The sequence below is a fragment of the Pseudomonas sp. NIBRBAC000502773 genome (genome assembly GCF_006517195.1).
GTDB classification, from domain to species: Bacteria; Pseudomonadota; Gammaproteobacteria; order Pseudomonadales; family Pseudomonadaceae; genus Aquipseudomonas; species Aquipseudomonas marginalis.
Window position 1 is genome coordinate 3,724,083 of record NZ_CP041189.1, and the last position, 14,137, is coordinate 3,738,219.

Annotated in this window: 11 protein-coding genes; all 11 read left to right on the forward strand. The window is 63.0% G+C overall.

All coding sequences use genetic code 11. The features are described from left to right. Window positions 1-44 precede the first annotated feature (44 nt). The 11 genes from hutU to NIBR502773_RS17210 all read left to right on the forward strand — a co-directional run bounded on the left by hutU (window position 45) and on the right by NIBR502773_RS17210 (window position 13,830). On the forward strand, window positions 45-1,715 hold the full coding sequence (gene hutU / locus NIBR502773_RS17160) for a urocanate hydratase (protein WP_065940753.1): 1,671 nt from the start codon (window positions 45-47) through the stop codon (window positions 1,713-1,715). 69 nt (window positions 1,716-1,784) lie between these two features. After that, window positions 1,785-3,233 (forward strand): cytosine permease, encoded by a 1,449-nt coding sequence (locus NIBR502773_RS17165; protein ID WP_027605055.1) that lies wholly within the window; start codon window positions 1,785-1,787, stop codon window positions 3,231-3,233. A gap of 70 nt (window positions 3,234-3,303) precedes the next feature. After that, window positions 3,304-4,269: an ABC transporter substrate-binding protein gene (locus NIBR502773_RS17170; protein WP_027605054.1), complete on the forward strand. Its 966-nt coding sequence runs from the start codon at window positions 3,304-3,306 to the stop codon at window positions 4,267-4,269. A gap of 71 nt (window positions 4,270-4,340) precedes the next feature. Then, complete coding sequence (locus NIBR502773_RS17175; RefSeq protein WP_027605053.1) at window positions 4,341-5,192, forward strand: proline/glycine betaine ABC transporter permease; 852 nt, start codon at window positions 4,341-4,343, stop codon at window positions 5,190-5,192. Further along, entirely contained in the window at window positions 5,189-6,013 is an 825-nt protein-coding gene (locus NIBR502773_RS17180; protein ID WP_065940754.1) for a glycine betaine/L-proline ABC transporter ATP-binding protein, read from the forward strand. Before NIBR502773_RS17175 ends, NIBR502773_RS17180 begins: the two co-directional genes overlap by 4 nt. 54 nt (window positions 6,014-6,067) lie before the next feature. Then, window positions 6,068-7,576 (forward strand): histidine ammonia-lyase, encoded by a 1,509-nt coding sequence (gene hutH, locus NIBR502773_RS17185; protein ID WP_141156517.1) that lies wholly within the window; start codon window positions 6,068-6,070, stop codon window positions 7,574-7,576. A gap of 33 nt (window positions 7,577-7,609) precedes the next feature. Further along, complete coding sequence (gene hutH / locus NIBR502773_RS17190) at window positions 7,610-9,148, forward strand: histidine ammonia-lyase (RefSeq protein WP_141156518.1); 1,539 nt, start codon at window positions 7,610-7,612, stop codon at window positions 9,146-9,148. A gap of 160 nt (window positions 9,149-9,308) precedes the next feature. Next, on the forward strand, window positions 9,309-10,718 hold the full coding sequence (locus tag NIBR502773_RS17195) for an amino acid permease (protein WP_065925740.1): 1,410 nt from the start codon (window positions 9,309-9,311) through the stop codon (window positions 10,716-10,718). Window positions 10,719-10,733: 15 nt separating this feature from the next. Then, the gene (gene hutI, locus NIBR502773_RS17200; protein WP_141156519.1) at window positions 10,734-11,939 is read left to right on the forward strand and encodes an imidazolonepropionase; all 1,206 of its coding nucleotides are present in this window, start codon (window positions 10,734-10,736) and stop codon (window positions 11,937-11,939) included. An 11-nt stretch (window positions 11,940-11,950) separates the two neighbouring features. Next, a complete protein-coding gene (gene hutG / locus NIBR502773_RS17205; protein WP_141156520.1) occupies window positions 11,951-12,751 on the forward strand; it encodes an N-formylglutamate deformylase in 801 nt (266 codons plus the stop codon). A 131-nt stretch (window positions 12,752-12,882) separates the two neighbouring features. After that, window positions 12,883-13,830, forward strand: coding sequence for a choline ABC transporter substrate-binding protein (locus NIBR502773_RS17210; protein WP_141156521.1), 948 nt, complete (start codon window positions 12,883-12,885; stop codon window positions 13,828-13,830). Window positions 13,831-14,137: the final 307 nt, after the last annotated feature.

A 14,137-nucleotide genomic window follows, 5' to 3' on the forward strand; every position in this document is an offset into this window, starting at 1 on the left:
CGCACCATCCATGTTCGCGCATCGATCGCCGAGGAGTTCTTGTTGTGACCAAGCCTACAAAATACCGTGACGTCGAAATCCGCGCCGCCCGCGGTAACAAGCTCACCGCCAAAAGCTGGCTGACTGAAGCGCCGCTGCGCATGCTGATGAACAACCTCGACCCGCAAGTGGCCGAGAACCCGAAAGAACTGGTGGTGTACGGCGGTATCGGCCGTGCAGCGCGCAATTGGGAGTGCTACGACCAGATCGTCGAGAGCCTCACCCACCTGAATGACGATGAAACCCTGCTGGTGCAATCCGGCAAGCCGGTCGGCGTGTTCAAGACCCACAGCAATGCCCCACGCGTGCTGATCGCCAACTCCAACCTGGTGCCGCACTGGGCCAGTTGGGAACACTTCAACGAACTGGACGCCAAGGGCCTGGCCATGTACGGCCAGATGACCGCCGGCAGCTGGATCTACATCGGCAGCCAGGGCATCGTCCAGGGCACCTACGAAACCTTCGTCGAGGCCGGTCGCCAGCACTACGATTCAAACCTCAAGGGCCGCTGGGTCCTCACCGCCGGTCTCGGCGGCATGGGCGGTGCACAGCCTCTGGCCGCGACATTGGCCGGCGCGTGCTCGCTGAACATTGAATGCCAGCAGGTCAGCATCGATTTCCGCCTCAACAGCCGCTACGTCGACGAGCAGGCCACCGACCTCGACGACGCCCTGGCCCGCATCGCCAAGTACACAAAGGAAGGCAAGGCCATCTCCATTGCGCTGCTGGGTAACGCCGCTGAAATCCTGCCGGAACTGGTCAAGCGTGGCGTACGCCCGGACATGGTTACCGACCAGACCAGCGCCCATGACCCGCTCAACGGTTACCTGCCGGCCGGCTGGACCTGGGACGAATACCGCGCCCGCGCCAAGACCGAACCGGCTGCCGTGATCAAGGCCGCCAAGCAGTCGATGGCGGTGCACGTCAAAGCCATGCTGGAATTCCAGAAGCAAGGCATCCCGACCTTCGACTACGGCAACAACATCCGCCAGATGGCCCAGGAAGAGGGCGTGGAAAACGCCTTCGACTTCCCAGGCTTCGTACCGGCGTACATCCGCCCGCTGTTCTGCCGTGGCATCGGCCCGTTCCGCTGGGCTGCGCTGTCGGGCGACCCGCAGGACATCTACAAGACCGACGCCAAAGTCAAAGAGCTGATCCCCGACGACGCCCACCTGCACAACTGGCTGGACATGGCGCGCGAGCGCATCAGCTTCCAGGGCCTGCCGGCGCGTATCTGCTGGGTCGGCCTGGGCCAGCGCGCCAAGCTCGGCCTGGCGTTCAACGAGATGGTGCGCAGCGGCGAGCTGTCGGCGCCGGTGGTGATCGGCCGTGACCACCTGGACTCCGGCTCGGTTGCCAGCCCCAACCGCGAAACCGAATCCATGCAGGACGGTTCCGACGCCGTGTCCGATTGGCCACTGCTCAACGCCTTGCTCAACACCGCCAGCGGCGCGACCTGGGTTTCGTTGCACCACGGCGGCGGCGTGGGCATGGGCTTCTCCCAGCACTCCGGCATGGTGATCGTCTGTGACGGCACCGACGAAGCGGCCGAGCGCATTGCCCGCGTGCTGCACAACGACCCGGCCACCGGTGTGATGCGTCATGCGGACGCCGGTTACCAGATCGCCATCGACTGCGCCAAAGAGCAGGGCCTCAATCTTCCAATGATCAAGTAACCCGATGTGGGAGGGGGCTTGCCCCCGATGGCGGCGAACCCAGGACAATCCATCAGAGGTTGAATACACATGGCTGCAAACGACACCACCCCGTTGATCGAAAGGCGTTCGATCGACTACATCCCGGAAGCGGAAAGACACGGTCGTCTATTGAGCCAGTTCACCCTGTGGCTGGGTGCCAACCTGCAGATCACCGCGATCGTCACCGGGGCCCTGGCCGTGGTGCTGGGCGGTGATGTGTTCTGGTCGTTGCTCGGTCTGTTGATCGGTCAACTGCTGGGCGGCGGCGTCATGGCGTTGCATGCGGCGCAAGGGCCCAGGCTGGGCCTGCCGCAGATGATCTCCAGCCGGGTGCAGTTCGGTGTGTACGGCGCGGCGATTCCGATCGTGCTGGTCTGCCTGATGTACCTTGGTTTCACCGCAACCGGCACCGTGCTTTCCGGCCAGGCCCTGGGCCAGTTGTTTGGTGTCAGCGACAGCGTCGGGATCCTGATCTTCGCCAGTGTCATCGTGCTGGTCACGGTGCTCGGTTACCGGGTGATCCACTTCATCGGCCGCGTTGCCAGCGTCATTGGCGTGATTGCCTTTGTCTACCTGTTCAGCCGTCTGATGAGCCAGGCCGACGTTGGCGCACTCCTGCAAATCCGCCACTTCAGCTGGAGCAGCTTCCTGCTGGCGGTGTCGCTCGCGGCATCCTGGCAAATCGCCTTCGGCCCGTACGTGGCGGACTATTCACGCTACCTGCCGAGCAACACGTCCTCGCTGAAAACCTTTCTTGCCGCAGGTGCAGGTTCGGTGGTTGGCGCGCAGGTGGCGATGATCCTCGGCGTGTTCGCGGCGGCCATGTCCAACGGGCAATTTGCCGGTCACGAAGTGGCCTATATCGTCGGCCTGGGCGGTACCGGAGCCACCGCAGCGCTGCTGTATTTCAGCATCGCGTTCGGCAAGGTCACCATCTCCACGCTGAACTCCTACGGCAGCTTCATGTGCATTGCCACGATCATCAGCGGCTTTCGCGGTCGCCTCGAGGTCACGCGCTTGCAGCGCCTGTTTTTCGTACTGGCCATCGTCGGTACGGCGACCCTGATCGCCTTGCTCGGGCAGCACTCGTTCCTGGGGGCGTTCAAGTCCTTCATCTTGTTCCTGCTGGCGTTTTTTACCCCATGGAGCGCGATCAACCTGGTCGACTACTACTGCATCACCCGCGATCGCTACGACGTGCCGGCGCTGGCCGATCCGAACGGGCGCTATGGCCGTTGGAACCTGCTCGGTATCAGCGTGTATGTCTTCGGTGTGCTGGTGCAATTGCCATTCATCTCCACCAAGTTCTACACCGGTCCCTTGGTGGCGGCCCTGGGGGATGTGGATATTTCCTGGATCATCGGCCTGGTTCTTCCCGCCGCGCTCTATTACTGGGCGGCGAAAAAGTGGCCTCGCGCAACGCCTGAACACCTGACCCTGCCGACAGAGCAGGGCGCTGCACCGACGACGACAAACGGGCTGGTTGCACAGGCCTGATGGGACGTGGACAGGGCAGGATGCCTACTGACTGCCGTAATCCATTTCAAGATTTGGGAGCGTCACAACAATGAAAATGCATAAGACCCTGTTGGCCACCGTGTTTTCCGCGGGCTTGCTGGCCACTGCTGGCGCCCAGGCGGCCGGTTGGTGTGAATCCGGCAAACCGGTGAAATTCGCCGGCCTGAACTGGGAAAGCGGCATGTTGCTCACCGACATCCTGCAAACCGTGCTGGAAAAAGGCTACGACTGCAAAACCGACAGCCTGCCGGGCAACTCCATCACCATGGAAAACGCCCTGAGCAGCAACGACATCCAAGTGTTTGCCGAAGAATGGGTCGGCCGCAGCGAAGTCTGGAACAAGGCCGAGAAGGCCGGCAAAGTCGTCGGTGTCGGTGCCCCGGTGGTGGGCGCCGTCGAAGGCTGGTACGTACCGCGCTACGTGATCGAAGGCGACGCCAAGCGCAAGCTGGAAGCCAAGGCGCCGGACCTGAAAAACATCGCCGACCTGGCCAAGTACGCCGCGGTGTTCAAGGACCAGGAAGAACCGTCCAAGGGCCGCTTCTACAACTGCCCGGCCGGCTGGACCTGCGAGCTGGACAACAGCGAAATGCTCAAGAGCTACGGCCTGGAAAGCACCTACACCAACTTCCGCCCAGGCACCGGCCCGGCGCTGGATGCGGCGGTGCTGTCGAGCTACAAGCGTGGCGAGCCGATCCTGTTCTACTACTGGTCGCCAACCCCGCTGATGGGCCAGGTCGACCTGGTCAAGCTGGAAGAAAAACCCGGTGTGGATAAGACCGTGAGCATCAAGGTCGGCCTGTCCAAGACCTTCCACGAGCAAGCCCCGGAACTGGTGGCCGTGCTGGAAAAAGTCAACCTGCCCATCGACCTGCTGAACCAGAACCTGGGGCGCATGGCCAAGGAGCGCATTGAGTCGCCGAAACTGGCGAAAATTTTCCTCAAGGAACATCCTGAAGTCTGGCACGCCTGGGTGAGTGACGAGGCAGCCAAGAAAATCGACGCGGCCTTGTAGGTCAAGTGTGCCCGGCTACCCTCAGGGGTGGCCGGGCGCCTGGCCACAACCCACTGGATCGAGAGCACGCTATGTTTCCTGAGAGTTTTACGTTTTCCATCGCCGACTGGGTCAATGGTTGGGTGGATTCACTGGTTACCAATTACGGCGATGTGTTCCGGCACATCTCCGACACCCTGCTGTGGGCCATCGTCAACCTGGAAGGGCTGCTGCGCGCCGCCCCATGGTGGCTGATGCTGGCCATCGTCGGCGCCGTTGCCTGGCATGCCACCCGCAAGGTGCTGACCACGGCGGTGATCGTCGGTCTGCTGTTCCTGGTGGGCGCGGTCGGCCTGTGGGACAAGCTGATGCAGACCCTGGCGCTGATGATGGTCGCCACGGTGATCTCGGTGTTGATCGGCATCCCGCTGGGCATCCTGTCGGCGCGCAGCAATCGCCTGCGTTCGGTGTTGATGCCGCTGCTCGACATCATGCAGACCATGCCCAGCTTCGTGTACCTGATCCCGGTGCTGATGCTGTTCGGCCTGGGCAAGGTGCCGGCGATTTTCGCCACGGTGATCTATGCCGCACCGCCTCTGATTCGCTTGACCGACCTGGGGATTCGCCAGGTTGACGGCGAAGTCATGGAAGCCATCAACGCCTTTGGTGCCAACCGCTGGCAACAGCTGTTCGGCGTGCAATTGCCGCTGGCGCTGCCGAGCATCATGGCCGGTATCAACCAGACCACCATGATGGCGTTGTCGATGGTGGTGATCGCCTCGATGATCGGCGCCCGTGGCTTGGGTGAAGACGTATTGGTCGGCATCCAGACCCTCAACGTCGGCCGTGGCCTCGAAGCCGGGCTGGCGATCGTGATTCTCGCCGTGGTCATCGACCGCATTACCCAGGCCTATGGTCGTCCACGGCATGAGGCGAGCAAATGACTACTGTCAGCAAAATCGAAGTTAAAAACGTCTTCAAGATCTTCGGCGCCCGCTCCAAGGAGGCGCTGGCGATGGTCGGCCAAGGCAAGACCAAGGACCAGGTGCTGGCCGAGACCGGCTGCGTGGTCGGCGTGAACGATTTGTCCCTGAGCATCGGCACCGGTGAGATCTTCGTGATCATGGGTCTGTCGGGCTCGGGTAAATCCACGCTGGTGCGCCACTTCAACCGCCTGATCGACCCCACCAGCGGCGCGATCCTGGTGGACGGCGAAGACATCCTGCAACTGGACATGGACGCCCTGCGCCAGTTCCGTCGGCACAAGATCAGCATGGTGTTCCAGAGCTTCGGCCTGCTGCCCCACAAGAGCGTACTCGACAACGTCGCCTACGGCCTCAAGGTGCGTGGCGAAACCAAGCAGGTCTGCGCCGAACGCGCGCTGCACTGGATCGAAACCGTGGGCCTCAAGGGCTACGAAAACAAATACCCGCACCAGCTTTCCGGTGGCATGCGCCAGCGTGTCGGCCTGGCCCGCGCCCTGGCCGCTGACACCGACATCATCCTGATGGACGAAGCCTTCAGCGCCCTCGACCCGCTGATCCGCGCCGAGATGCAGGACCAGTTGCTCGAGCTGCAAAAGACCCTGCACAAGACCATCGTGTTCATCACCCACGACCTCGACGAGGCCGTGCGTATCGGCAACCGCATCGCGATCCTCAAGGACGGCAAGCTGATCCAGGTCGGCACGCCGAGGGAGATCCTGCATTCGCCGGCGGATGAGTACGTGGACCGGTTTGTCCAGCGGCGTGCGGCGGTGGTTTGACCCAGGTTCTGTGGTGAGGCCGGCAAAGCTGTAGAGAATATGAAGAGGTCAACAATGTCCCAGGCAGTAAAAATCATCATCGCCGACACTCCGCTGCGCTGGCAGGACGTGGTCGCCGTGGCCCGTCAAGGTGCGGTGCTCGAACTCTCGGGCCAGGCCTGGGCGCGGATCGACAATGCCCAGGCCATCGTGCAGCGCATCGTTACCAGCGGCGAACGTGCCTACGGCGTGAACACCGGGTTGGGCGCATTGTGCAACGTGTCGCTTAAAGGCGAGCAACTGAGCCAGCTGTCGCGCAATACTCTGTTGAGTCACGCCTGTGGCGTCGGCCCGGTCCTCAGCGACGAGCAGACCCGCGCAATCATCTGCGCGGCGGTCATCAACTACAGCCACGGCAAATCCGGCCTGCATCCGCAGGTGGTGCATTCGCTGCTGGCGCTGCTCAACCACGGCATCACGCCGCAAGTACCGTCCCAGGGCTCGGTGGGCTACCTGACCCATATGGCCCATGTCGGCGTGGCGCTGCTGGGTGTCGGGCATGTGAGCTATCGCGGCCGGATCGTGCCGGCGCAACAAGCCCTGGACGAAGAAGGTTTGCAGCCGGTGGTCCTCGGCGCCAAGGACGGCCTGTGCCTGGTCAACGGCACGCCGTGCATGACCGGCCTGAGCTGCCTGGCCCTGGCCGACGCCCATCATTTGCTGCAATGGGCCGACGTGATCGGCGCCATGAGCTTCGAGGCCCAACGCGGCCAGATCGATGCCTTCGACGAAGAAATCATCGCCCTCAAGCCGCACCCGGGCATGCAGCATGTCGGCCGCAACCTGCGTGCGTTGCTCGATGGCAGTGAGGTGATTGCGAGCAGCAAAGGCATCCGCACACAGGACGCCCTGAGCATCCGCTCGATCCCGCAGATTCACGGCGCGGCGCGCGACCAGGTGGAACACGCCACTCGCCAGATCGAGACCGAACTCAACAGCGCCACCGACAACCCGCTGGTGCTCGGCACGCCGGACCACTACCGCGTGGTGTCCCAGGCCAACCCCCACGGTCAGTCCGTCGCCCTGGCCGCCGACCTGCTGGCGATTGCCCTGGCCGAAATCGGCTCGGTGGCCGAGCGCCGCCTCGACCGCCTGATCAACCCCCACGTCAGCGGCCTGCCGGCGTTCCTGGTGAGCAACCCCGGGGTCAACTCCGGGATGATGATCGTGCAGTACGTCGCCGCCTCGCTGTGCGGACAGAACCGCCAGTTGGCGCAACCGGCGGTGCTCGACAACTTCGTCACCTCGGGGCTGCAGGAAGATCACCTGAGCATGGGCACCAACGCCGCGCTCAAGCTGCACCAGGTAGTGGCCAACGTCACCCAGATCCTCGCCATCGAGTACCTGCTGGCGGCCCAGGCCTTCGAATTCCTGAAAGACCAGCGCTTCGGCGTGGGCACCGATCGCGCCTGGCGCCTGTTGCGTGAAGTGGTGCCGGCCTATGAGCAGGACCGTTGGCTGGCGCCGGATATTGCGGCCGCCGCCAAGGTGCTCAAGGACACCGCATTACCGAATCTGCACTGAACACTTATTTCAAAAGAATAATTCACAAGGAGTATGAATGTGACTGCGCTAAACCTGATTCCAGGCCAATTGAGCCTCGCCCAACTGCGGGCCATCTACCAGCAGCCGGTAACCCTGCGCCTGGATGACAGTGCCTCGGCCCAGATCGAAGCCAGTGTGGCCTGCGTGGAACAGATTCTCGCCGAGAACCGCACCGCCTACGGCATCAACACCGGTTTCGGCCTGCTGGCCTCGACCCGCATCGCCAGCGAAGACCTGGAAAACCTCCAGCGTTCCCTGGTGTTGTCCCACGCCGCCGGCGTCGGTGAGCCGATCAGCGATGCGCTGGTGCGGCTGGTCATGGTGCTCAAGGTCAATAGCCTCAGCCGTGGGTTCTCCGGGATTCGCCGGCAGGTGATCGACGCACTGATCGCGCTGATCAATGCCGAGGTGTACCCGCATATTCCCCTGAAAGGCTCCGTTGGTGCTTCCGGTGACCTGGCGCCGTTGGCGCATATGTCCCTGGTGCTGCTGGGCGAAGGCAAGGCGCGCTACAAGGGCGAGTGGCTGGAAGCCACCGACGCGCTGAAAGTCGCCGGCCTGACGCCGCTGACCCTCGCCGCCAAGGAGGGCCTGGCGCTGCTCAATGGCACCCAGGTGTCCACCGCCTATGCCCTGCGTGGCCTGTTCGAAGGCGAAGACCTGTTCGCCGGCGCCCTGGCGTGCGGCGGCCTTACCGTGGAAGCGGTGCTGGGCTCGCGCTCGCCGTTCGACGCGCGTATTCATGCGGCTCGCGGTCAACGTGGGCAGATCGATTCGGCGGCGGCCTATCGTGACCTGCTGGGTGAGAGCAGCCAGGTGTCGCAGTCGCACCAGAACTGCGACAAGGTGCAGGACCCGTACTCCCTGCGCTGCCAGCCACAAGTCATGGGCGCCTGCCTGACCCAGTTGCGCCAGGCGGCCGAGGTACTGGTGGTCGAAGCCAACGCCGTGTCCGATAACCCGTTGGTATTTGCCGCTGAGGGTGACGTGATCTCCGGTGGCAACTTCCACGCCGAACCGGTGGCCATGGCCGCTGACAACATGGCCCTGGCCATCGCCGAAATCGGCTCCCTGAGCGAGCGTCGTATCTCGCTGATGATGGACAAGCACATGTCGCAACTGCCGCCGTTCCTGGTGGGCAATGGCGGGGTGAACTCCGGTTTCATGATCGCCCAGGTGACCGCCGCCGCCCTCGCCAGTGAGAACAAGGCATTGGCTCATCCCCATAGCGTCGACAGCATCCCGACGTCCGCCAACCAGGAAGACCACGTGTCGATGGCCCCGGCGGCCGGCAAGCGCCTGTGGGAAATGGCCGAGAACACCCGCGGCATCCTCGCGGTGGAATGGTTGGCCGCGTGCCAGGGCCTGGACCTGCGCGAAGGCCTGAAAACCTCGCCGAAGCTGGAAAAAGCCCGTGGCATCCTGCGCGCCAAAGTGGCGTTCTACGACAAGGACCGCTTCTTCGCCCCGGACATCATCGCCGCCAGCGAACTGCTCGCCAGCCGCTGCCTGAATGAGCTGGTGCCGGCCACGTTGCTGCCGAGCCTGTAAGCGGTTCAGAGGACGGCATGGCTCTCTGTAGTGAGCGAGCTTGCTCGCGCCGGGCTGCGCAGCAGCCCCAAAAAAGGCCGCGAGCGCTTCGCACTCGAGCGCGAGCAAGCTCGCTCACCACAAACAACTTTCTCAGGATAAAAATAATTAGGGACGAGAAATGCACCAGCAAGAAAAGGGTTTGAAACGCGGGCTGAGCGCCCGACATATTCGCTTCATGGCCCTCGGTTCCGCGATCGGTACCGGGCTGTTCTACGGGTCCGCCTCGGCTATCCAGATGGCTGGCCCCGCCGTGCTGCTGGCCTACCTGATCGGCGGCGCCGCGGTGTTCATGGTGATGCGCGCCCTCGGTGAAATGGCCGTGCACAACCCGGTCTCCGGCTCCTTCGGCCAATACGCCAGCACCTACCTGGGCCCGTTGGCCGGTTTTATCCTGGGCTGGACCTACGCCTTTGAAATGATCATCGTCTGTCTCGCCGACGTCACCGCCTTCGGCATCTACATGGGCTTCTGGTTTCCCGAGGTCGCACGCTGGGTCTGGGTGCTCGGCATCGTGTTTTTGATCGGCGGCCTGAACCTGTGCAACGTCAAGGTCTTTGGCGAGATGGAGTTCTGGCTGTCGCTGCTCAAGGTCGGCGCCATCGTGGCGATGATCCTCGGCGGTTTCGGCATCATGCTGTTCGGCATTCATTCTGCCGGCGAAACCCAGGCCAGCGGCCTGAGCAACCTGTGGGCCCACGGCGGCTTCATGCCCAACGGCATTGGTGGGCTGATCGCCTCGTTTGCCGTGGTGATGTTCGCGTTTGGCGGCATCGAGATCATCGGCATCACCGCCGGTGAAGCCAAGGACCCGCAGCGCGTGATCCCCAAGGCGATCAACGCCGTGCCGCTGCGCATCCTGTTGTTCTACGTGCTGACGTTGTTTGTCTTGATGGCCATCTACCCATGGCCGCAGATCGGCAGCCAGGGCAGCCCGTTCGTGCAGATCTTCAGCAACCTCGGGATAGGCTCGGCGGCGACCCTCCTCAATATCGTGGTGATTTCGGCGGCCGTGTCGGCCATCAACAGCGACATCTTCGGTGCCGGCCGCATGATGTACGGCCTCGCGCAGCAAGGGCAGGCGCCCAAGGGCTTTGCCCGGTTGTCCAGGCAAGGCGTACCGTGGATGACGGTGGTGGTGATGGGCGCCGCCTTGCTCGGCGGTGTGCTGCTCAACTACCTGATCCCGGAAAACGTGTTCCTGCTGATCGCGTCGATTGCCACCTTCGCCACCGTATGGGTGTGGCTGATGATCCTGTTCACCCAGGTCGCTATGCGCCGATCGATGACGAAAGAGCAGGTCGCCGAATTGAAATTCCCGGTGCCGTTCTGGCCCTACGCGCCGGCTGCGGCCATTGTGTTCATGCTGTTTGTGTTTGGCGTGCTCGGTTACTTCCCGGACACCCAGGCGGCCTTGCTGGTCGGTGCGGTGTGGATCGTGTTGCTGGTCGTTGCCTATCTGCTGTGGGTCAAGCCCGCCGCCGGGCAAGCGGCCAAGGTCCATTACGACCCGGCCTTGTCTCATCGATAACTTAGGGAGGCGTTGATGAAAACGCTTTGGCAACACTGCCACGTCGCAACCATGGCCCAGGGCAAATACTCGATCATCGAGGATGCCGCCCTGGTCACCACTGGTTCGCTCATCGAGTGGATTGGTCCGCGCAGCGAAGTACCGACGGCGGATTACGCCCAGGTGCATGACCTGCAAGGCGCGTGGGTCACCCCCGGGCTGATCGACTGCCACACCCACGCGGTGTTTGGCGGCAATCGCAGCGGCGAATTCGAGCAGCGCCTCGAGGGCGTGAGCTATGCCGACATCGCGGCCAAGGGCGGCGGTATTGCCAGCACCGTGCGTGCCACCCGCGCCGCCACGGAGGATGAACTCTTCGCCAGCGCCCATAAGCGCCTGCGCAGCCTGCTGCGTGACGGCGTGACCACCGTGGAGATCAAGTCCGGCTACGGCCTGGACCTGGCCAACGAGCGCAAGATGTTGCGGGTGGCTCGGCGCCTGGGCGAAGCGCTGCCGGTCAGCGTGCGTGCCACGTGCCTGGCGGCCCATGCATTGCCGCCGGAGTACAAGGATCGCGCCGATGATTACATCGAGCACATCTGCGCCGAGATGCTGCCGGCCTTGGCGGAGGAAGGATTGGTGGACGCGGTGGATGCGTTCTGCGAATACCTGGCGTTTTCCACCGAGCAGGTGGAGCGCGTGTTCAAGGTCGCCCGGCAACTCGGCCTGCCGGTGAAGCTGCACGCCGAGCAGTTGTCGTCGCTGCACGGCTCCAGCCTGGCGGCGCGTTACCACGCGCTGTCGGCGGATCACCTGGAATTCATGACCGAAGAAGACGCCATCGCCATGACCGCTGCCGGCACCGTCGCCGTGTTGCTGCCGGGGGCGTTCTACTTCCTGCGCGAAACCCAGCTGCCGCCGATGGACGCCCTGCGCAGGCACGGTGTGAAGATCGCCATCGCCAGCGACCTCAACCCCGGCACCTCGCCGGCGTTGTCGGTGCGCCTGATGCTGAACATGGCCTGCACCCTGTTCCGCATGACCCCGGAAGAAGCCCTGGCCGGTGTCACACAACATGCGGCCACCGCCCTGGGCATGGGCGACACCCATGGGGCCCTGGAAGTGGGCAAGGTGGCCGACTTTGTCGCCTGGCAGATTGATCGCCCCGCCGACCTCGCCTACTGGCTGGGCGGTGAGCTGGATAAACGCGTCGTGCGCCACGGCGTCGACGTCACTGTATAAGGAGCACTGCTGTGGATAAGGTTCTGAACTTCAAACAAGGCCGTGTGCCGCTGCTGATCAGCATGCCCCACGCCGGCCTGCGCCTGACGCCTGCGGTGGAAGCCGGGTTGATCCCCGAAGCGCAAAGCCTGCCGGACACCGATTGGCACATCCCCACGCTGTATGACTTCGCGGATGAACTGGGCGCCAGCACCCTGTCGGCGGAGTACTCGCGGTTTGTCATTGACCTGAACCGGCCTTCGGACGACAAGCCGCTGTACGCCGGTGCCACCACCGGCCTGTACCCGGCGACCCTGTTCGAGGGCGTGCCGTTGTTCCGCGAAGGTCTGGAGCCGAGCGAGACAGAGCGCGCCAGTTACCTGCAAAAGATCTGGGGCCCGTATCACCGCACGCTGCAAGAGGAACTGGCGCGGCTCAAGGCTGAGTTCGGTTATGCGCTGCTGTTCGATGCGCACTCGATCCGCTCAGTGATCCCGCACCTGTTCGAGGGCAAGCTGCCGGACTTCAACCTCGGCACCTTCAACGGCGCCGCCTGCGATCCGGAACTGGCCAGCCAGCTCGAGGCCATCTGTGCCACCCATCCTCAGTACACCCATGTGCTGAACGGGCGCTTCAAGGGCGGGCATATCACTCGTCATTACGGCAATCCTGCGCAGGATATCCATGCGGTGCAGCTGGAGTTGTGCCAGAGCACGTATATGGAAGAGTTCGAGCCGTTCCGCTATCGCCCGGATCTGGCCGAGCCGACGCAAGTGGTGTTGAAGCAGCTGCTGGAAGGCTTGCTGGCGTGGGGGCGCAAGCGCTACGAGTGACGAACGGTCGCCCCTGTGCAACTCACAGTCGCCACAGGTCGTGTTGGGAGAGGTCTCGCTCGGTAAGGTTGTGGTTATGGCGCACCAGACGCCACTTCCCATAATAAAAGCTGCCGAGTGAGACTTCTTTTATGAAAAGGCTGTTCAACCGTTACCTGTTGACCCTCACCGGCGCCGCACTCCTCAGTGCCCAAGCCATGGCCGCCGAACCGGCCTCCTGCAAAACCGTGCGCATGGGCGTGGTCAGTTGGACCGATGTGGTCGCCACCTCGGGCATGGCCGACGTGCTGCTCAGCGGCCTGGGCTATGACAGCAAGCAGACCAGCGCCGTGCAGCAGATCATCTTTGCCGGTATCCGCGATAAACGCCTGGACGTGTTCCTCGGCTATTGGAAACCGGCGATGGACAACAACATCGCGCCGTTTCTGGCCGCCAGGCAGGTCAAGGTCTTTGATAAACCCAGCCTCGCCGATGCCCAGGCCACCCTGGCCGTGCCGCAATACGTGGCTGACGCCGGGCTGAAGACCTTTGCCGACATCGCCCGTTTCAAGGACAAGCTGGGCGGCAAGATCTACGGCATCGAGCCCGGCAGTGGCGCCAATACCGATATCCAGAAAATGATCGACACCAACCACTTCGGTCTGGGCGGCTTCAAGCTGGTGGCTTCCGGTGAGGCTGGCATGTTGGCGGCGGTGCAGCGCGCGGTGAACCGCAAGGAGTTCGTGGTATTTGTCGGGTGGACCCCGCACCCCATGAACATCAATATGAAAATGGCCTATCTCACTGGCAGCGAAGACGTGTTCGGTCCTGACGAAGGGCGCGCCACGGTCTCCACCGTGACCGCGCCGGACTTCGCCGAACGCTGCCCCAACGCTAACCGATTGCTGGAAAACCTGACCTTCACCGCCGCCCAGGAAAGCCAGCTCATGGTGCCGATCATGGAGCGCCAGTCACCACAGGACGTGGCCAGGCAGTGGCTGCGCGACCACCCTGAGGATTTGCAGCGCTGGTTGGCCGGGGTTACAGCATTTGATGGCAGCGATGGCTTGGCGTCGCTCCAGGCCTACCTCAAACCCTAAGCCAAGTGCAGCCCCGATAGCCATGGGTATCTTAAGGATTGACGCATAACGCTGTGGTGAGCGGGCTTGCCCCGCGCTGGGCTGCGAAGCAGCCCCAATAAAGGCGCCGGGATTTTCTGTTAGTACTCAGCGTGTGGGGTTTTAGGGCTGCTTCGCAGCCCAGCGCGGGGCAAGCCCGCTCACCACAAGGACTTCATTACCTTAGATTATTCTTTCACCGAAGATGTGTAGATACGACTGCCCCGATAGCGCCATGCCGGGCAACCTATCAAGTGACTGATCCATCGCAATCGGAAACCCCCGACCT